Consider the following 19185-nt stretch of genomic DNA (forward strand, 5'->3'; position numbering starts at 1 on the left):
GCGACGCCGGTCGCAAAACCCGGCGTCGAAACGCAGACAGAGACGCCTGCGCATGAAGTCACCACCGCAAACATCGCGGCGCGTGCCCAAGATTTCATTTTCGTTCGTACATGTGCGGTTGGCGCGCGACACGGGCGGAGGGGCGATCAGGACAGCCCATCGAACCGCGCCGGGCTTCCCCCCGACTGCGTAACCACCGGGATCGCACCCCGCCGGCACAACGCCATTAAGACAGGCGGTCGCCTATCCTTGTGCACTGCGGCATTGTCAAGTCGAGGCGATGGTTTCGTCGGCGAGCCGGTCCCCGTCTGCGACATCGATCTCCACCACCCACAGATCGGGATCACGCGACCGGCGCCGCTGCCAATATTCGGTGGCACCTAGCGAATCGAGCCCCGCCGGTCCCGACTCGATCAACTTGCCCGCTTCGCCAAGGCCGCGCTCGCGAAACCGCGGATTCTCGCCGCGGTCGAGCAACAGGACCAGGATCGCGCCGCCCGTCTCGTCGCCGCGCGCCAGCACCATCGCGCTGCCGCCCGCCTGATGCGCGCGCCGGATCAGCGCCGATACGCGCATCGCGCTGGTCAGGCGGCTCACGGCCTCGCGTAACCGGGTAGCGAGGCAAGGGCGATGCGGCTGCGCATGAAGGTACCGGTGCCACGCGCGACCTCCTCCCCCTCCTCGTCGATCAGGCGCGCGTCGGCGACGAACACGCGCCGCCGGCCGCTGATCCAGCGCCCCTCCGCGGTCACCGGCCCCTCGCCTAGCGGGCGGGTGAAGAGGAGGTTGAACTGCGTGGTCAGCAGGAATCGGTCGGTGACGAGGCTGTTGCACGCATAGAAGGCGGCGTCGTCGAGCATCTTGAAATAGCTCGTCCCGTGCGCCGCGCCACCGGCGTGGAAATAGCGCTCGTCGATCGTGAAGCGGATGCGTGCAAGACCGGGCTCGACGATCTCGAGCGAGGAATCGAACAGCCGGTTGATCGGCGCGGCGGCATAGAGCGATTCGAGCGCGCGGAAATGCGCCGCTTCTCCCCCACCGCCACCCGCAGCGGGTTCAGGCGGCATCGCGCGCCTCGACCCCCGTCAGCAGCGCATAGATGGCATCGCGCGAGCCGGCGCCGCGCAACTTGTCGGCGAACGCCGTATCGCGAAGCCGCCGCGACACGCGGGCCAGTGCCTTCAGATGCTCGCCGCCCGCATCGACGGGCGAGACGAGCAGCAGTACAAGGTCGACGGGCAGGCCGTCGACTGCCTGGAAATCGACGCCGCCCGACAGCCGCGCGAACAGGCCCCGGACGCGAGTCGCGCTCTCAATCCGCGCGTGCGGGATCGCGATGCCGCCGCCGAACCCGGTCGAACCCAGCTTCTCACGCGCCGTAAGGCGATCGAGCAGCAGCTTGGGCTCCACGTCCAGCGGGCCTGCGGCCGCGGCCGCAAGCTGCTGGAACAGGGCTTTCTTGTTGCCGGGGGCGAGGTCGACGACCACCGCCTCCGGCGCGATCAGGTCACTAAGGTCGGTCACGTCATCCCGCGCGGTTGGGCTCGACCCATCCGATCGTGCCGTCGTGGCGCCGATAGACCATGTTGTAGGCGTCCGTCCCGCTATTCTTGAACAACAGCGCGTTGGTGTTGCGCAAGTCGAGCATCATCACCGCGTCGCTGACGCTGGCGCTGGGCACGTCGACGCGGGTCTCGGCGATGACGAGGGGGGCGTCGGCGACTTCCTCCTCATGCTCGCCGCCGTCGCCGAACACGGTGTAGCCGGCATCGAAGTTCGCGTTATCATACGCCATCGAGTCGGCCACCGCATTCGCCTGGCCGGCGTTACGATCCTTCAGCCGGCGCATGTAGCGGCGAAGCTGCTTCTCGATCTTGTCGGCGGCGCCGTCGAACGCGCCGTGTGCGTCCTGGCCGGTGTTCGCGCTCTTCAGGATGAGGCCCTGCATCACATGCGCGACGATGTCGCAGGTGAAGCCGTGGTCGTGCGGTCCCTTGCCGAACACCACCTGGGCCGAGATCGCGCGACTGAAATATTTGTCGGCGATCCCCTGAAGACGGTCGGTCACGTGGGTCTTGAGGGCATCGCCGGTTTCCACCTGATGTCCCGAAACACGGACGTCCATCTTCTTTCTCCTTCTTGTTGGGCGCCGCGGACCTTTCAGCCCGCGGCGACGGGATCGGCTTGGCCCCAGAGCGGGTCCTTGAGGCCCGCAACAAAGGCTGCGTGGCGCTCAAGTTCCGATGGCGTGGCGGAAAAGAGTCGCGGCGCGCGGACATTCGCGGCGGTCGGGGCACCCGCCGCGACCGGCGACACCGCCGCAACCGGCTCGGCGACCAGGCCGAGGCCGATCTGCCGCCCGCCCGACAGCTCGACATAGACCTGCGCCAACAACTGCGCGTCGAGCAGCGCGCCGTGGAGCACGCGGCGGCTGCGGTCGATGCCGAAGCGGGAGCAGAGCGCGTCGAGCGTGTGCTTGGCCCCCGGCAACCGCTGCCGCGCGATGGCGAGCGTGTCGACCATGCGCGACGTGCAGACCAGCGGGCGGCCGCATTTGCCGAGCTCGCCGTTGATGAACGCGAAGTCGAAGCCGGCATTGTGCGCGATCAGCGGCGCATCGGCGATGAACTCGAGGAACGCCTCGCACTCCTCGTGGAACCGCTTCTTGTCGGAAAGGAACGCGTCGGACAGGCCGTGCACCGCCTGCGCCTCGGCCGGCATCGAGCGTTCGGGATTGAGATAGACGTGGAAGACGCGGCCGGTCTCGACCCGGTTGACCAGTTCGACGCAGCCGATCTCGACGAGGCGGTCGCCGCCGGGGAAGCTCAGTCCCGTCGTTTCGGTGTCGAAGACGATTTCACGCATGCCCCCTTATCGACCCTGCGACGAAGCGAGGCAAGCGATGAGGTCGCGAACGGCGGCGCGCGTCTCATCGAGGCTGTCGCCGGTCGGGATGACGTGATCGGCTCGCGCGCGCTTTTCCGCATCGGGCATTTGGCGCGAAAGGATCGCCGCGAAAGCCGCTTCGGTCATGCCGGGGCGGGCGAGGACGCGGGCACGCTGCACCTCGGGCGGGGCGGAGACGACGGCGATGCGATCGACGCCGCGCCACCCGGCCTTTTCGAACAGCAGCGGCACGTCGAGGACAACGAGGGGGGCGTCGGCATGGGCCGCCAGAAACGCCTCGCGCGCGGCGGCGACGGCGGGGTGGACGATCCCCTCCAGCCGGGCAAGCGCGCCGTCGTCGCCGAATACCGCCTGCCGCAGCGCCGCGCGGTTGAGGCCCGCGGGGCCGGTGGTACCGGGAAACGCCGCCTCGATCTCGGGGAGCAGCGCACCGCCGGGGCCTTGCAGCCGATGCACCTCGGCATCGGCGTCGAAAACCGGCACGCCCGCCTCGCGGAACATCGCCGCGACGGTCGACTTGCCCATGCCGATCGAGCCGGTCAGGCCCAGCCTCATCATGCGGTCAGGCGCGCGCGCAGCTCGTCGTCGCGATCGCGCGGGGGCTCGGCGCCGAAGAACAACCCGAAAGCCGCCGCCGCCTGGCCGATCAGCATCTCCAATCCGTCGATCGTCGCCAGCTCACGCGCCCGCGCCGCGGCCAGCAGCGGGGTTTCGAGCGGGGCGTAGACGATGTCGTAGACGATCGCGTGCTCGGGCAGATCGTCGAGGTCGAGGACCAGCGGCGGCTGCCCGGTCATGCCGAGCGGGCTGGCGTTGACGACCAGATCGACCGGCGGCAGCGGTGTGGCGAAATCGACCACGTCGCCCTTCAGCCCGAACTTGGCGAGCAGGCCGGCACCTTTCAGCGGATTGCGCGCCATCAGCGTCACCGCCCCGATCCCCATCCGCGACAGCGCGAACAGGATCGCGCGCGCCGCGCCGCCCGCCCCGATAACGACGGCATGACCGCCCGCCAGATCGGTGTCGGCAAGCGGCGCGTAGAAGCCCGCCGCATCGGTGTTAGTGCCGATGAGCTTGCCGTCGTCGCCGCGGAACACGGTGTTGATCGCGCCGATCGACCCGCGCACGTCGCCAGGGTCGGGGACGTGATCGAGCGCGGCTTCCTTGTGCGGGATCGTCACGTTGCAGCCGCGCCAGCCGGAATCGGCGGCACGCGCGGCGAAGAAGGTGGCGAGCCCATCCGCCTCGACGCGCGTCGCGCGATACTCGGCCTCGATCCCCAGCGCCTCCAGCCAGAAGCCGTGAATTACCGGCGACTTGGAATGCACGATCGGATCGCCGATCACTTCGGCATAAGTCATGACGTCAACACCCCGCGCGTGCGCAGATAACCGATAAGGGGAAGGAGCGGCAGGCCGAGGATCGTGAAATGGCTTCCCTCGATCCGGCTGAACAGTTGCACCCCCGGCCCCTCGATCCGGTAGCAGCCGACGCAGCCCGCGATCGCCGGCCATTCGGCATCGAGATACGCGTCGATGAAGGCGGGCGAGAGCGGGCGGACATGCATCCGCGCGCGCTCGACATGCCGCCAGACCGGCCGCGTCCCCTCGACGATGACTGCGGCGCTCCACAGGTCGTGGACCTGGCCCGACATGGCGGTCAGGTGCTCGGCGGCATCTTTGCGGCTCACCGGCTTGTCGAGCAGGCGGCCGTCGTGAAGGGCGACGATGGAATCGCAGCCGAGGATCAGGCCGGGTGCGCCGAGTGCGGCGACCTTCGATGCCTTGAGCTCCGCCAGCGCATCGGCGGTGTCGCGCGCGCTCAGCCCCTGTGCCGCGAACGTCGCCTTGGCCGCATCCTCGTCCACCAGTGCCGCCACCGCTTCGTGGGGCACGCCGGCGTCGGTGAGCATCGCGCGGCGGCTGGCGCTTTGCGAGGCGAGCGTGAGCCTCACTTGCTCCGCTCCTGATAGAGGGTGATGACCGCTGCCGCCGTCTCCTCGATCGAGCGGCGGGTGACGTCGATCACCGGCCAGCCATTGTCGGCGAACATCCGCCGGGCATAGGCTACCTCGCGCGAGACCGCTTCCTGATCGACATAGGGGGTCTCGGGCGCCTGGTTGAGGCTGAGCAGGCGATTGCGGCGGACCTGGATCAACCGGTCGGCGCTGGTCGTCAGGCCGACGACCATCGGGTTCTTGAGGTTGAAGAGCTTGTCGGGCGGCGGGCTCTCGACGACGATCGGGATGTTCGCGACCTTGTAGCCGCGGTTTGCGAGATAGATCGAGGTCGGCGTCTTCGACGATCGGCTGACGCCCGCCAGCAGGATCTCCGCCTCCTCCCAATTCTCCCAATTGAGCCCGTCGTCGTGCGCGATCGTGAACTGGATCGCATCGACGCGCGCGAAATAGGCCGCGTCGAGCATGTGCTGCCGCCCCGGCCGCGCCTTTGCCGCCTGCCCCAGCAGCCCCGACAGCGCCGCGTTCACCCCGTCGAGCGGCGCCACCGCGGGCAGCCCCATCGCCCGGCACCGCGCCTCCAGCGTCCGGCGCACGTCGGGATTGACCAGCGTGAACAGGACGAGGCCGGGATTCTGCGCGATCTCCTGAAGGATGCGCTCCAGATGCGCCTCGGACCGCACCATCGGCCAGAAGTGCCGCAGCGTCTCGACATCGTCGTACTGGGCCAGCGCCGCCTTGGCGATGTTCTCCAGCGTCTCTCCGGTCGAGTCAGACAGGAGGTGAAGGTGCAGGCGGTTCACCGGCTGGACCGATCTGTGGACAACATGGGGAGAGGCGCTAGCGCAACTTCGCGGCGCCGCCAAGGCGTGGACAACCACCCCATCCGTCCCCAACCCGTCCACATTTCCTGCCCGTGCGCATGGTTCCATCCCCAGCCTGTGGATAATGTGGACGCGCTTTCCGAATCCGCGGGGTTCTGCGGGGCCGAAAGGGTCAAGCTGTTGGCATTTCCGGCACCGCGATCTAAGCCACGCTACCCACGCGCCATCCTCTTTCAACATCCATCTTAGATTCTTCTTATTTGTTTGAAGGGACCCCGATTGCGCCGTTCCGACACGTTCAAGCCGCTCCTCGCCACGCTCAAGGGTGAGCGCCAGTCCGTCCCGCCGATGTGGCTCATGCGACAGGCCGGGCGATACCTTCCCGAATATCGCGCGCTGCGTGAGGAGAAGGGTGGCTTCCTGGCGATGGCGATGGACCCGGAGGCGGCGTGCGAGATCACGCTCCAGCCGATCCGCCGGTTCGGGTTCGACGGGGCGATCCTCTTTTCCGACATCCTCACCGTTCCGATGGCGCTCGGCCAACAGCTCTGGTTCGAGACCGGCGAAGGCCCGCGGCTTGCCCCGCCGCTGGCCGATGCCGCCGCGATCGACGCGTTGCAGCCGGGGGCACCCGACACGCTCGACCCCGTCTATGCCGCGGTGCGTCGGATCGTCGCGGTGCTGCCGGACGGCGTGACGATGCTGGGCTTCGCAGGATCGCCCTGGACGGTCGCCACGTACATGATCGCGGGGCAGGGGAGCCGGACCCAGGACGCCGCCCGCCGCCTCGCGTACCGCGATCCGGAGGCGATGCAGCGGCTGGTCGATCGCATCGTCGCCACGACGATCGACTATCTCGCGAAGCAGCACGAGGCGGGGGTCGAGGCGGTGCAGCTGTTCGACAGCTGGTCGGGCAGCCTTAGCCCCGAACAGTTCGAGCGCTGGGTGATCGCGCCCAACAAGGCGATCGTCGCGGGCCTGCGCGCGCGCTGCCCGAACCTGGTCATCATTGGCTTTCCGAAGGGGGCGGGTGCCAAGCTTGCCGACTATGCCGAGCAGGTCGGCATCGACGCGGTCGGCGTGGACGAGACGATTGCCCCCGAATGGGCCGCGCGTGCGCTGCCGGCCGATATGCCGGTACAGGGCAATCTCGACCCACTCGCGCTGATCGCCGGCGGCGACACGCTCGCGCGTGCGGTCGACCGCATCCTCGCGGCGTTCGAGGGGCGGCCGCATGTCTTCAACCTCGGCCACGGCATCCTGCCCGACACGCCGATCGCGCATGTCGAGGCACTGATCGCGCGGGTGCGGGGATGACCGGCTGGCTCGGCAGCGCCTATCTGTGGGTAAAGGCGGTGCACGTCATCTTCGTCATCTTCTGGATGGCGGGGCTGTTCATGCTGCCGCGCTACCTCGTCCATCATCAGGAGGGGCTGCCGATCCCCGGCGAGCCGGAGCGCTGGATCAAGCGCGAGGCGCTGCTGCGCCGGATGATCCTCACCCCGTCGCTGGTGATCGTGTGGGTGCTGGGCCTCATGCTGGCGGTGAATCTGGGGCTGCTGGACGGGCAGCCGGGGCTCGGCTGGCTCCATGCCAAGCTGCTCTTGGTGATCCTGCTGTCGGGCTATCATGGCTGGGCGGTGGGCTATGCGAAGAAGCTCGCCGCCGGCCGGCCGACGCTCGCGCCGCGGACGCTGCGGCTGGTCAACGAGGTGCCGGCGCTCGGGGCGATCCTGATCGTCATCCTGGCTGAGGTGAAGCCGTTCTGACGTTGACTTGAGGAGCGCACGCGCTTAGTTGCCGACGACGTGTTGCGTTGCCGTCTTGGCATCCTTTTGCACGTCCTCCCTCCAGCATCGACGCCGGCGCATCCGCTGAGCCGCACGACGCCACCCTCCCAACGCCCGCACCGGACGACCCCAATGCACCTCAAGGACTTGAAGAAGAAAGCGCCCGCCGAACTGGTCGAGATGGCCGAGGCACTGGGCGTCGAAGGCGCGTCGACGATGCGCAAGCAGGACCTGATGTTCGCCATCCTCAAGGTTCAGGCCGAGAATGGCGAGCAGATCATGGGCCTCGGCACGATCGAGGTGCTGCCCGACGGCTTTGGCTTCCTGCGCAGCCCCGAGGCGAATTATCTCGCCGGTCCCGACGACATCTACATCTCGCCCAATCAGGTTCGTAAGTTTGGCCTGCGCACCGGCGACACCGTCGAGGGCGAAGTCCGAGGGCCGAAGGACGGCGAACGCTATTTCGCGCTCACCAAGCTCATCAGCGTCAATTTCGACGATCCCGATGCGGTCCGCCACCGCGTCAATTTCGACAACCTGACGCCGCTCTATCCCGAGCAGAAGCTGAAGCTCGATCCCTTCGATCCGACGCAGAAGGACAAGTCGGCGCGCGTCATCGACATCGTCAGCCCGCAGGGCAAGGGCCAGCGCACGCTGATCGTCGCCCCGCCGCGCGTCGGCAAGACGGTGATGCTCCAGAACATCGCCAAGGCGATCACCGACAACCACCCGGAAGTGTTCCTCATCGTCCTGCTCATCGACGAGCGGCCCGAGGAAGTCACCGACATGCAGCGCAGCGTGAAGGGCGAGGTCGTCAGCTCGACCTTCGACGAACCCGCACAGCGCCACGTCCAGGTCGCGGAGATGGTGATCGAAAAGGCCAAGCGCCTGGTCGAGCACAAGAAGGATGTCGTCATCCTGCTCGACTCCATCACCCGCCTCGGCCGCGCCTACAACACCGTCGTCCCGTCGTCGGGCAAGGTGCTGACCGGCGGCGTCGATGCCAACGCGCTCCAGCGCCCCAAGCGCTTCTTCGGCGCGGCGCGCAATATCGAGGAGGGCGGTTCGCTGTCGATCATCGCGACCGCGCTGATCGACACCGGCAGCCGCATGGACGAGGTGATCTTCGAGGAGTTCAAGGGCACCGGTAACTCGGAAATCGTCCTTGATCGCAAGGTCGCCGACAAGCGCATCTTCCCGGCGATGGATGTCGGCAAGTCGGGCACCCGCAAGGAAGAGCTGCTGGTCGAAAAGCCGATCCTGTCGAAGATGTGGGTGCTGCGCCGCATCCTCATGCAGATGGGCACCATCGATTCGATGGAGTTCCTGCTCGACAAGATGAAGGATTCGAAGACCAACGAGGATTTTTTCGACTCGATGAATTCCTGATCGAGCGCGCACGGGCGCAGCGTCGCTGCACCCGAGACGCGCCGATCCGGCCGGCGGGACATAGTCCCGTTCGACGATGCGGGCTTTGCCCGCATCGGGACCGAAACAAACACCGCCTTCGGGCATTGGAACGAATAACGGCGCGGGCCTCTTGTCCGCGCCGTTTTCCTGTCTAGGACCGGCCCATGCTCGAGCTTCTCTATAGTGCCGCCGCCGCGACCGGCGGGATCGGATCGCCTGCCGATATCTGGCAGCACATCCTCGCCGATTTCAGCGACATTACCGAACCGGCGGCACTCGCCGCGTTCGGATCGGTGCTGATGATCGACCTCGTCCTTGCCGGCGACAATGCGATCGTCGTCGGCGCGCTCGCCGCGGGACTGCCCGCCGACCAGCGCAAGAAGGTCATCCTGATCGGCATCGGCGCTGCGCTCGTCCTGCGCATCGCGTTCGCGCTGATCGTCACCTGGCTGATGGGGATCGTCGGCCTGATCTTTGCGGGCGGGCTCCTGCTGCTCTGGGTGAGCTGGAAGTTCTGGCGCGAGATCCGGAGTGGCGCGCATAGCGAGGGGTCGGATGAGATCGTCGGCGACGAACGCTCGGGCCTCAATTCGTCGAAGAGCTTTGCCGGCGCCGCCTGGTCGGTGGCGGTCGCCGATGTGTCGATGAGCCTCGACAACGTCCTTGCCGTCGCGGGTGCAGCGCGCGAACATCCGGGCATCCTAGTCGTCGGCCTGCTCCTGTCGGTCGCGCTGATGGGCCTCGCCGCCAACTTCATCGCCCGACTTATCGATCGCTATCGCTGGATCGCCTATGTGGGCCTGGCGATCATCGTCGTGGTGGCGCTCAAGATGATCTACGAGGGCTGGGTGGGGACGCCCGAGACGCTTGGCCTTGCCAGCCTGTTCATGTGACCTGACGGGCTTCTGAAGCGAAATAGGGGGGGAGCGGGCGACCGCTCCCCCTTTTTCGTGTCAGCCGAGGTTCTTGGCGAAGAACCCGCGCGTGCGCGCATCGGCCTCGTCCGCCGCCTGCGGCGAGCGGCGATTGCCGACTTCGGTGGCGAAGCCGTGATCCTCGCCTGGATAGTCGTGCAGCGTCACCTTGGGGTGGTGGTCCAGCCCCTCGTGCATCTTCGCCTGCGTCTCCTTGTCGACGAAGCCGTCGTCGCCGGCGATGTGCAGCATCAGCGGATTGGCGATCGCGTCCTTCTCACCCAGCAGCCCGTCGATCCCGACCGCGTAATAGCCGACCGACGCATCCACATCGGTCCGCGCCGCGGTCATGTAGGCGAGCCGTCCGCCCAGGCAGTAGCCGACGACGCCGACCTTGCCGCCTTCGGGCAGGTGCGTGCGCGCGGCGCGGATTGTCGCCTCGATATCCTTGATCCCCTGATCCTGGTCGAACTTGCCCATCAGGCCGAGCGCCTGGTTCATTTCCGCCTCGACATCAGGGTCGAGCTCGATCCCCGGCTCGATCCGCCAGAACAGGTCCGGCGCGATCGCGAGATACCCGTCGGCGGCGAGGTGGTCGCACTTCTGACGGATGCCGCGATTGACGCCGAAAATCTCCTGGATCACCACGATCGCGGCGCGGGGGCTGCTCTCGGGCTTGGCGACATAGGCCTTGAAGCGGCCGTCGCCGTCCAGCGTCTCGATCTCGATTTCGCTCATGGGTGTCATCTTCCTCTCGGTTGCGTGCGCGGGCTGAACGCGCCTATCGTGATCGGGTTCGCGGCAAGTCGGGGGTCGGTCCATGAAAATCAATGTCGAGGTCGACTGCACGCCGGAGGAAGCGCGCCGGGCGATGGGCCTGCCCGACTTCACCCCTGTCCACGAACGCTATGTCGCGATGATCCAGGAAACGATGGAGAAGGGTGCGAGCCCCGAACTGATCGAATCGATGATGAAGAGTTGGGCACCGATGGGGGAGGCGGGGATGACCTTCTGGCGGCAGATGTTCGATATCTCGGCCAAGGGCTCGCGCGACTGAGCATGGGCGACACGATCGTCGCGCTGTCGAGCGGGCCGCCGCCCGCGGCGATCGGCGTGATCCGGCTGAGCGGTCCGCAGGCGATTGCCGCCGCCACCGCCGTAGCCTTCCCGCTACCCGAACCGCGCCGAGCCGGGCTTCGTGCGCTGCGTCATGACGGTCGGCTGATCGATCGGGCGCTGACACTGGTCTTTCCCGGACCCGACAGCGCCACGGGCGAAGATCTCGTCGAATTTCATGTACATGGCGGCCTTGCGGTCGTGCGGGCCGTCGAGAATGCGCTGCTCGCGCAACCGGGAGTCGTCCGTGCCGAACCCGGCGGCTTTACCCGCCGCGCGCTGCTCAATGGGCGGCTCGACCTGGCACAGGTCGAAGCGCTTGGCGATCTGCTCGCCGCGCAGACCGACGCGCAGGCGAGGATGGCCGTACTGGGTACCGAAGGCTTGCTGCGCCGCAACATCGACGCGTTGCAGCGTGAGGTGCTGATGGCCGCTGCTGACGTCGAGTTGGCATTGGACTTCGCCGACGAGGATGATGGCGGAGCGTTCGATCGAGATGCGCTGCAATCGAGACTACACGCGCTCGAGAACCGAATACGGGGCTGGCTGGCACGCCCCCGTGTCGAGATGCTCAACCGGGGCTTTCGCATCGTGCTGGCGGGTAGGCCGAATGCCGGCAAGTCTACGTTGCTCAATGCCCTGGCGGGGCGCGACGCTGCAATTGTGTCACCGATCGCGGGAACGACACGCGACCGGATCGAAGTGTCGGTCGCGCACAGGGGGATCCCGTTCGTCCTTACCGATACCGCCGGTCTCGTCAGCGCCAGCGACGATCCGATCGAAATGATCGGGGTCGAGCGTGCCCGTGATGCCATGGCACAGGCCGACGTGGTTCTTTGGCTGGAGGATTCGGCGCCCTTGCCGCGCGCCGATGCCGTCAGGGTAGCGGCGCAGCTCGATCGGCCCGATCGCCCGGCGCCGCCTGCCGAGGCGGTTGGCGTGTCCGGGCTGACCGGCGAGGGGCTGGAGTGCCTTTGGTCCATTGTTCATGCGCAGATCGCCGGCCGCTTGCCGCCAGAAGACGGAAGCGCGCTGAACGAGCGCCAGCATGCGCTTCTAAACCGCGCAAGGGGCGCGGTCGTTGCTGCCCGCCAGGAGCAGGAGTTGCTTCTAATTGCGGAGCAGTTGCGGGCTGCGCGGTACGCACTTGACCAGATCACCGGTGCTGCCGGGACCGAGGCTATGCTCGACCAACTCTTCGGACGCTTTTGTATTGGCAAATAGCTGTGTTCCACGTGGAACGTTTTGACCGCAGTCGAAGAGCGGCTTACGGCAACCTCATGCAATTCGACGTGATCGTGATCGGCGGGGGCCACGCCGGCACCGAGGCCGCTGCCGCATCGGCACGGCGCGGTGCCCGCACGGCGTTGGTCAGCTTCGACCCGGCAACGATCGGGGCGATGTCCTGTAATCCTGCCATCGGGGGTTTGGGCAAAGGGCATCTTGTTCGCGAAGTCGACGCGTTTGATGGGCTGATCGCCCGCGCGGCCGACGCCGCGGCGATCCACTATCGGATGCTTAACCGCAGCAAGGGGACCGCTGTTCAGGGTCCGCGCGTTCAGGCCGACCGGCGTCGTTACGCGGCCGCGATTCAGGGAATGCTCGAAGCCGAAGCCAATCTGTCGATCGTCAGCGGCGAGGCTTCCGCGCTCGTTCTCGGTACCGGTGGCAGGATCGCGGGTGTCGCGCTTGCCGATGGTACGGTCCTGTCGGCTCGCGCGGTCGTGCTGGCGACGGGTACGTTTCTGGGCGGTCGTATCTTCCGTGGCGAAGATCGGGAGGCCGGGGGACGCGTAGGGGAGCGGGCCGCGAGCCGGCTGTGCGAACAGCTCCGCGCACTTTCGCTGCCGATGGCGCGGCTGAAGACCGGCACGCCGCCGCGGCTCGATGGCCGGACGATCGACTGGGCGCGGCTCTCGACGCAGCCGAGCGACGACGAGCCGTGGACCATGTCGCCGATGACCGGGCGTCGTCTGCTCCCACAGCTTGCCTGCGCCGTGACACGGACGAATCCGCAAACGCACGGCATCATTGCCGCCTCCCTCGATCGGTCACCGCTGTTCTCTGGCGCGATCGGCGGGCAGGGGCCACGCTATTGCCCGTCGATCGAGGACAAGATCCACCGCTTCGCCGATCGCGACGGGCATCAGGTGTTCCTTGAGCCCGAAGGACTGGATGATCCGTTGGTCTATCCCAACGGGATTTCGACGTCGTTGCCGGTCGATGTGCAGGCGGGGTTGATCGCCAGCATTGAGGGGCTGGAACGGGCCCGGATCGTCACGCCGGGCTATGCGGTCGAATATGATTATATCGATCCGCGCGCGCTCGATCATTCGTTGGCGCTGGATGCGATGCCAGGTTTGTATATGGCCGGTCAGATCAATGGCACGACCGGCTATGAGGAAGCGGCCGCACAGGGGCTGGTGGCCGGTCTGAACGCGGCGGCGTATGCGTGCGATCTCGCGCCGGTGCCGTTCGAACGGCAGAGCAGCTATATCGGCGTCATGATCGACGACCTGACGCTACAGGGCGTGACAGAACCGTATCGCATGCTCACCGCGCGCGCAGAGTACCGCCTGCATCTTCGCGCCAACAATGCGGAGACGCGCCTGTCCCCGGTTGCCGCCGCGGCTGGATGCCTTTCACTCGCGCGTCTCGAACGGCTGCGGGTACGGCAAGAAGCCCGCACCGAGATCGACCGCGAATTGAGTCAGACGCGCACGCCGCACGAGATGCGCCTGATGGGAGCCGACGTGACGCAGGACGGGGTGCGCCGCTCGCTCACCGAATGGCTGCGCTTCGCACAAGTCACCGCGGAACAGGTGGTGCCGGACAGTCATGTCGACCCGGCCATCCTTGCCGAGGCGGTCGAGGACGCACGCTACGCGCCCTATCTCGATCGCCAAGCGAGCGAAGTCGCCGCGCTCGGTGATGCAAAGATCCGGCTCGCGTCGTCAATCGACTACAAAGCGATCCCCGGCCTCTCGAATGAAATGGTCGAGCGATTGTCGGCGGCGCGACCCGACACGCTTGCGACGGCATCACGCGTTCGCGGAGTCACCCCGGCGGCGCTGACCGCGATCCTCCTCCACGTCCGGAAGCGCGCGGCATGACTGAGGTCGAGGCCCGTACCTGGATCGAGGAGCGCTTTGGAGAAGCGGCAGTCAAGCGGCTGGAGGCCTATGGCGTGCTGTTGATCGAGGAGAGCGAACGACAGAATTTGATCGCACGGTCGACGATGGACCAGCTCTGGACTCGCCACCTGCTCGACTCGGCGCAGCTCGTGCCGCTTGGGCGAGATGCTGGCGATGGCGAGTGGATCGATATTGGGACCGGCGCGGGCCTGCCCGGTATCGTTGCGGCGATCCTCCAATCTCGCCATGTCGTGATGATCGAGCCGCGGCGTCGCCGTGCCGACTTCCTCGATCGAGTCGTGCAGGCGTTGGAACTCGATGCGGAAGTCCTTTGTACGTCTGCCGCTCGATGTCAGCGCGCGCCTGCAGCGATTGTCTCGGCGCGCGCGGTCGCATCGCTCGACATGTTGCTGATGGACGCAGCTGGTTTCAGCGACTTATCCACGCTTTGGTTGTTGCCCAAAGGGCGTTCGGCGCAAAGCGAACTGGCCGATGCTCGACATGCATGGCATGGAGTGTTCCACGTGGAACCCAGTTTGACCGCCACCGATTCCTCGATCGTGGTTGCGCGGAATGTGAGGCGCCGATGATCATCGTAACCGTCGCCAATCAAAAGGGCGGGGTAGGCAAGACCACCAGCGCCATCAACGTCGGCACCGCGTTGGCGGCGACCGGCCAGCGCGTGCTGCTCATCGACCTCGATCCGCAGGGAAATGCGTCTACGGGTCTCGGCATCGGCCGCAACGAACGCGAGCGGTCGAGCTACGATCTGCTGCTTGGCGATATGACAGTGGACGACGCCGCAATCCCGACGCGGGTGCCGAACCTCGATATCGTTCCCGCGACGCAAGATCTGTCCGGTGCGGAGATCGAATTGATCGAGTTCGAGGCGCGCACGCATCGCCTCGATCAGGCGATCGAGCGCGGAAGCAAGCGGTGGGACGTCGTGCTGATCGACTGTCCCCCGTCGCTCGGCCTGCTGACGATCAACGCGATGGTGGCGAGCCATGCGCTGCTCGTCCCGCTGCAATGCGAGTTCTTTGCGCTCGAGGGGCTCAGCCAGTTGCTCACGACGGTCGAGCGGATCCGCGAGCGCTTCAATCCTGGCTTGTCGATCCTGGGCGTCGTGCTGACGATGTACGACCGGCGCAACCGGCTGACAGATCAGGTTTCCGATGACGTGCGCGCGGTGCTCGGCCGCGTCGTGTTCGACACGGTGATTCCGCGCAACGTCCGGCTGTCGGAGGCGCCCAGCCATGGCGTGCCCGCGCTGATCTACGACCATCGCTGCGCCGGGTCGCAGGCCTATATCGCGCTTGCCCGCGAAGTGATCGGCCGCCTGCCGCGACTGGCGAAAGCGGCATGAGCGATCCCGTCGCCCGCAAACCGCGTCCAGGCGGGCTGGGCCGCGGCTTGTCCGCGCTGCTCGGCGACGCCGCCCCCCGTACGGTACCGACCGAGGAGGGCCTGCCTGCGGTCGGTTCGAGCGTGCGGATGCTGCCCGTCAGTTCGCTCGCGCCGCATCCGGGGCAGCCGCGCCGTCATTTTGACGAAGGCGCGCTCGAAGAGCTTGCCCAGTCGATCGCGCAGCGGGGCATCATCCAGCCGATCGTCGTGCGCCCGCATGGCAAGGATTATCAGATCGTCGCGGGCGAGCGGCGCTGGCGCGCGGCCCAGCGGGCGCGGCTGCACGAGGTCCCCGTCATCGTCCGCGATCTGGACGACGCCGAGACGCTCGAAATCGCGCTGGTCGAGAATATCCAGCGCCAGGACCTCAACGCGATCGAAGAGGCCGACACCTATTCGAAGCTGATCCAGGAGTTCGGCCACACGCAGGAGGCGCTGGGCAAGCTCGTCGGCAAGTCGCGCAGCCATGTCGCCAACCTGTTGAGATTGCTCGATCTTCCGATCAATGTGCAAAAGATGGTTATCGATGGTGCGCTCAGCATGGGGCACGCTCGCGCGATCATCAATGCGCCCGATCCCGAGACGCTGGCCGAACGGGTGGTCGAGCGCGGCCTGTCGGTGCGCGATACGGAGAAGCTGGCCCGTGGCGGCGCGCCTGCGGGCGGCACGGGGCGTGAGCGGCGTGAGGCAGGGCCGGCGGCGCCCTCCGAAAACGCGGACATCGCCGCGCTCGAGCGTCAGATCGGCGACGTGCTGGGCCTCAACGTGCGCATCAGTTTCGGCGAGGGCGGCGGCACGCTGACAATCGCTTACTCAACGCTCGATCAGCTCGACATGGTCTGTCAGCGGCTGTCCGGCGAGGTGATCTGACGCCGCCTGAGCGCGGCACCTGATGGCCCGTCAGCTGCGGTGACGCTACCCGCGGCTTAGCGGAAATTGTCGGCGTAGGCCTGAAGCTTGAGCTTGCGGACGGGGGCGGGGACCACATGCGCCTCGATACCCTCGCGCGTGGCATAGGCTTGCGCCGCTTCGGCGGTTGGAAATCGCAGCTTCACCTGCTCGCGCGTGTCGCCCGAGCCCGCCCAGCCTGTCAGTGGATCGGCGCGCTTGGCGTCGGACGGTTCGAACTCGAGAACCCAGCGATGCGTCAGTGCTTTGCCCGACGACATGGCGCTCTTGGGCTGCTGATAGATGCGTGCAGTTGGCATGAGCGGCTTCCTAATCCGATTTGCGCCGACGCGCATCCGCATTTTTGGTCCGTAGCGTCGGATCGGCGGCGGCGGGGTCGTCGGGCCAGGGGTGGCGGGGATAACGACCGCGCATCTCCTTCGCCACCGCTTGCCAGCTGCCGGCCCAGAAACCGGGCAGGTCGCGCGTCGTCTGGATCGGCCGCCCGGCGGGGGAAGTAAGGCTGAGGACCAGCGGCACGCGGTCGCGCCCGATGACCGGATGCGCCGCCAGGCCATAGAGCGCCTGTACGCGCAGCTCGACGCGCGGGCCACCCTCTGCCGCATAGTCGATCGCATGGCTCGACCCGGCGGGGCTTTCGAACCGGGCCGGAGCGATCTGGTCGATCTCGCGCATTGCGTCCCAGCCGAGCACGCCGCGCAGCGCCTCGCTCAGCGCGCCCGGCGCGATCGCGTCGAGCCGTCGCTTGCCGGCAACCAGCGCCGGCAGCCAGTCGTCGAGCCGCTCGATCAGCACGGCATCGTCCAGCGGATGGCCGGCATAGGCAGCGCGTGCCCTAAGGGCCGCAGCGCCCGCATCCCACGGCAGGAGCGATAGGCCATACCGGCGGACACCCTCGACCAATGCCGCCTCGATCGCGTCGGTGGATGCGCCCGAGTCGGGGCCCCGCGACAGTGTGATCGCGCCGAGCCGTCGCGTCCGCTCCGCCACGACGCCGCCCGTCGCGGGATCAAAGCGCACCTCGCGCCGCGTTTCGATCCGATCCGCAAACAGCGCCTCCACGGCGGCGGCGTCGAAGGGTGCCGCTGACAGAATGCGTGCGCCAGCCGCAGACCCTTGGGTTTCGGCCACCGCCAGCCACTCGGCCCCGGCGAGGCTCGACGCGGGATCGAGGATGAAGCCGCGCCCGCCGACACTCGCCCAGCGTTCGCCCGCGGGGTCGCGGCGGCGGGCGATGCGGTCGGGATAGGCGAGGGCGATGCACGCGGCGACCGGGTGGTCGAATCCTTGGGCACCCGCGCCCGCAACGAGGCCAGCCCAGCGTCCCGCTATCCGCCGTGCTGCCTCTGCCCGCTGGCCGCGCTCGGTCCGCCAGCGGCGTAGGCGCATTTCGAGATCGGGATCGTTGCCGCCAAGGCCCCGCTCGCCGAGCAGCACCGCAATCTCCGCCGCGGTGTTGGCTAGCCCCAGTTCTCCCGCGCGCACCAGCATATGGGCAAGGCGGGGGGGGAGCGGCAGCCGGGCGATCCGCCGGCCATGCGCGGTCGGCCGGCCGCCCTCATCGAGCGCATCGAGGCGCTTCAGCCGTGCCCGCGCCTCCTCGACCGCGGCGACGGGCGGCGGGTCGATCCATTTGAGCTCGCGCGGGTCGGCGACGCCCCAGATCGCGCAGTCGAGGACGAGCGCCGACAGGTCAGCCTCGAGCATCTCGGGCGGGTCGAACCGCGGCATGCCCGCGGTCGCGGCGGCTTCCCAAAGGCGATAGGCGGTGCCCGGCCCCTGCCGCGCGGCGCGCCCGGCCCGCTGCGCCGCCGACGCCTGGCTCGCGCGTTCGGTAACGAGCCGCGTCATCCCCGCCGCCCGGTCGTAGCGGGGGCGGCGGGCCAGCCCCGAATCCACGACGATGCGGATCGAATCGAGCGTCAACGACGTCTCGGCGATCGAGGTGGCGAGGACGAGCTTGCGTTGTCCGTCAGGCTCGGCCGCGATCGCCGCGCGCTGGCGCGCGGGATCGACGTTGCCGTGCAGCCTGTGGACGCGCACCCCCTCGGGCTCGCCCAGCCGTTCGGCCACCCGCTCGATCTCGGCCACGCCGGGCAGGAAGGCGAGGAGGCCGCCCTGACGCTCGCGCATCGCTTGGCGGATCACCGACGTCATGGCATCCTCTATCCGCCCGTTGCCGTCGCGACCGAGATGAACAAGCTCGAGCGGATGGCTACGGCCTTCACTCTCGATCACTGGCGCGCCGTCCATCAACGCGGCGAACCGCGCGCCGTCCAGCGTCGCCGACATCGCGACGATGCGCAGGTCGGGCCGCAGCGCCGCCTGCGCATCGAGCGCGAGCGCCAAACCGAAATCGCTGTCGAGGCTGCGTTCGTGCACTTCGTCGAACAGCACCGCCGACACGCCCGCCAGTTCGGGATCGGCCTGGATACGCGCGACGAATATCCCCTCGGTCATCACCGTCACGCGCGTCGCCGCCGACCGCTTGGTATCCAGCCGGGTGGCATAGCCATAGGTGCGCCCAACCGGCTCACCCGCCAGTGCGGCCATCCGCTCGGCCGCGGCGCGGGCCGCGATGCGGCGGGGGGACAGGAGCAGGATTTCGCCCGCACACCATGTCTGGCTCAGCAGCGCAGGGGCGACCGCCGTCGTCTTCCCCGCACCCGGCGGCGCCACCAGCACCGCCGCGCTCGTCTCGCGTAGCGCGGCGAGCAGCTGCGGCAATACGGCGTGGATCGGCAGGGCACTCATCGCACCGGGCGATACAGGGGAGGGAGCCAAGCCACAATTCGTGCGTATGCCACCCTCGCGCGG

General features: G+C 67.6%; 22 protein-coding genes. 10 read left to right on the forward strand and 12 right to left on the reverse strand.

The features are described 5' to 3' along the window. Positions 1-267: 267 nt before the first annotated feature. From FHR19_RS00340 to FHR19_RS00380, 9 genes are read right to left on the reverse strand one after another with little or no spacing between them, the layout of a single operon-like run. Positions 268-597 carry a DUF1491 family protein gene (locus FHR19_RS00340; protein ID WP_343053107.1) on the reverse strand — a complete coding sequence of 110 codons (330 nt, stop codon included), beginning with the start codon at positions 595-597 and terminating at the stop codon, positions 268-270. Continuing rightward, complete coding sequence (locus tag FHR19_RS00345) at positions 594-1067, reverse strand: PaaI family thioesterase (protein ID WP_184023181.1); 474 nt, start codon at positions 1065-1067, stop codon at positions 594-596. The genes FHR19_RS00340 and FHR19_RS00345 overlap by 4 nt, the downstream gene beginning before the upstream one ends. Then, positions 1057-1524 carry a PTS sugar transporter subunit IIA gene (locus tag FHR19_RS00350; RefSeq protein WP_184023183.1) on the reverse strand — a complete coding sequence of 156 codons (468 nt, stop codon included), beginning with the start codon at positions 1522-1524 and terminating at the stop codon, positions 1057-1059. The genes FHR19_RS00345 and FHR19_RS00350 overlap by 11 nt, the downstream gene beginning before the upstream one ends. Position 1525: 1 nt before the next feature. Next, complete coding sequence (gene hpf, locus FHR19_RS00355) at positions 1526-2125, reverse strand: ribosome hibernation-promoting factor, HPF/YfiA family (protein WP_184023185.1); 600 nt, start codon at positions 2123-2125, stop codon at positions 1526-1528. Between the two features lie 35 nt (positions 2126-2160). After that, a complete protein-coding gene (gene dnaQ, locus FHR19_RS00360; RefSeq protein WP_184023187.1) occupies positions 2161-2865 on the reverse strand; it encodes a DNA polymerase III subunit epsilon in 705 nt (234 codons plus the stop codon). 6 nt (positions 2866-2871) lie between these two features. Beyond that, entirely contained in the window at positions 2872-3465 is a 594-nt protein-coding gene (gene coaE, locus FHR19_RS00365) for a dephospho-CoA kinase (protein ID WP_184023189.1), read from the reverse strand. After that, the gene (gene aroE, locus FHR19_RS00370; protein WP_184023191.1) at positions 3462-4268 is read right to left on the reverse strand and encodes a shikimate dehydrogenase; all 807 of its coding nucleotides are present in this window, start codon (positions 4266-4268) and stop codon (positions 3462-3464) included. The genes coaE and aroE overlap by 4 nt, the downstream gene beginning before the upstream one ends. Beyond that, positions 4265-4861: a Maf family protein gene (locus FHR19_RS00375; protein WP_184023193.1), complete on the reverse strand. Its 597-nt coding sequence runs from the start codon at positions 4859-4861 to the stop codon at positions 4265-4267. Before FHR19_RS00375 ends, aroE begins: the two co-directional genes overlap by 4 nt. Beyond that, complete coding sequence (locus FHR19_RS00380; protein WP_184023195.1) at positions 4858-5667, reverse strand: pyruvate, phosphate dikinase/phosphoenolpyruvate synthase regulator; 810 nt, start codon at positions 5665-5667, stop codon at positions 4858-4860. Before FHR19_RS00380 ends, FHR19_RS00375 begins: the two co-directional genes overlap by 4 nt. Positions 5668-5967: 300 nt before the next feature. Here FHR19_RS00380 and hemE point away from each other — a divergent pair, with 300 nt between their 5' ends. From hemE to FHR19_RS00400, 4 genes are all read left to right on the forward strand, one after another. After that, on the forward strand, positions 5968-7005 hold the full coding sequence (gene hemE, locus FHR19_RS00385) for a uroporphyrinogen decarboxylase (protein WP_184023197.1): 1038 nt from the start codon (positions 5968-5970) through the stop codon (positions 7003-7005). Next, on the forward strand, positions 7002-7457 hold the full coding sequence (locus FHR19_RS00390) for a CopD family protein (protein ID WP_184023199.1): 456 nt from the start codon (positions 7002-7004) through the stop codon (positions 7455-7457). The genes hemE and FHR19_RS00390 overlap by 4 nt, the downstream gene beginning before the upstream one ends. A gap of 153 nt (positions 7458-7610) precedes the next feature. Beyond that, entirely contained in the window at positions 7611-8867 is a 1257-nt protein-coding gene (gene rho / locus FHR19_RS00395; RefSeq protein ID WP_184023201.1) for a transcription termination factor Rho, read from the forward strand. 185 nt (positions 8868-9052) lie between these two features. Beyond that, positions 9053-9781, forward strand: a complete 729-nt coding sequence (locus tag FHR19_RS00400) for a TerC family protein (protein WP_184023203.1) — start codon at positions 9053-9055, stop codon at positions 9779-9781. Positions 9782-9841: 60 nt separating this feature from the next. Here the strand turns inward: FHR19_RS00400 and FHR19_RS00405 are convergent, their stop codons facing one another. Next, the gene (locus FHR19_RS00405; RefSeq protein WP_184023205.1) at positions 9842-10540 is read right to left on the reverse strand and encodes a dienelactone hydrolase family protein; all 699 of its coding nucleotides are present in this window, start codon (positions 10538-10540) and stop codon (positions 9842-9844) included. An 82-nt stretch (positions 10541-10622) separates the two neighbouring features. Here FHR19_RS00405 and FHR19_RS00410 point away from each other — a divergent pair, with 82 nt between their 5' ends. From FHR19_RS00410 to FHR19_RS00435, 6 genes are read left to right on the forward strand one after another with little or no spacing between them, the layout of a single operon-like run. Further along, positions 10623-10859 (forward strand): DUF6489 family protein, encoded by a 237-nt coding sequence (locus tag FHR19_RS00410; protein ID WP_184023207.1) that lies wholly within the window; start codon positions 10623-10625, stop codon positions 10857-10859. Between the two features lie 2 nt (positions 10860-10861). Continuing rightward, positions 10862-12142 carry a tRNA uridine-5-carboxymethylaminomethyl(34) synthesis GTPase MnmE gene (gene mnmE / locus FHR19_RS00415; RefSeq protein WP_184023208.1) on the forward strand — a complete coding sequence of 427 codons (1281 nt, stop codon included), beginning with the start codon at positions 10862-10864 and terminating at the stop codon, positions 12140-12142. A gap of 56 nt (positions 12143-12198) precedes the next feature. Beyond that, the gene (gene mnmG, locus FHR19_RS00420; protein WP_184023209.1) at positions 12199-14031 is read left to right on the forward strand and encodes a tRNA uridine-5-carboxymethylaminomethyl(34) synthesis enzyme MnmG; all 1833 of its coding nucleotides are present in this window, start codon (positions 12199-12201) and stop codon (positions 14029-14031) included. Further along, a complete protein-coding gene (gene rsmG / locus FHR19_RS00425; protein ID WP_184023211.1) occupies positions 14028-14642 on the forward strand; it encodes a 16S rRNA (guanine(527)-N(7))-methyltransferase RsmG in 615 nt (204 codons plus the stop codon). Before mnmG ends, rsmG begins: the two co-directional genes overlap by 4 nt. Next, the gene (locus FHR19_RS00430) at positions 14639-15418 is read left to right on the forward strand and encodes a ParA family protein (protein WP_184023212.1); all 780 of its coding nucleotides are present in this window, start codon (positions 14639-14641) and stop codon (positions 15416-15418) included. Before rsmG ends, FHR19_RS00430 begins: the two co-directional genes overlap by 4 nt. Next, on the forward strand, positions 15415-16329 hold the full coding sequence (locus tag FHR19_RS00435) for a ParB/RepB/Spo0J family partition protein (RefSeq protein ID WP_184023214.1): 915 nt from the start codon (positions 15415-15417) through the stop codon (positions 16327-16329). Before FHR19_RS00430 ends, FHR19_RS00435 begins: the two co-directional genes overlap by 4 nt. A 56-nt stretch (positions 16330-16385) precedes the next feature. Here the strand turns inward: FHR19_RS00435 and FHR19_RS00440 are convergent, their stop codons facing one another. Further along, positions 16386-16667, reverse strand: a complete 282-nt coding sequence (locus tag FHR19_RS00440) for an ETC complex I subunit (RefSeq protein WP_184023216.1) — start codon at positions 16665-16667, stop codon at positions 16386-16388. 10 nt (positions 16668-16677) lie between these two features. Next, positions 16678-19122 carry an ATP-dependent helicase HrpB gene (hrpB, locus tag FHR19_RS00445; RefSeq protein ID WP_184023218.1) on the reverse strand — a complete coding sequence of 815 codons (2445 nt, stop codon included), beginning with the start codon at positions 19120-19122 and terminating at the stop codon, positions 16678-16680. Positions 19123-19185: the final 63 nt, after the last annotated feature.

It is taken from the genome of Sphingomonas yantingensis (genome assembly GCF_014199325.1).
GTDB lineage: Bacteria > Pseudomonadota > Alphaproteobacteria > Sphingomonadales > Sphingomonadaceae > Sphingomonas > Sphingomonas yantingensis.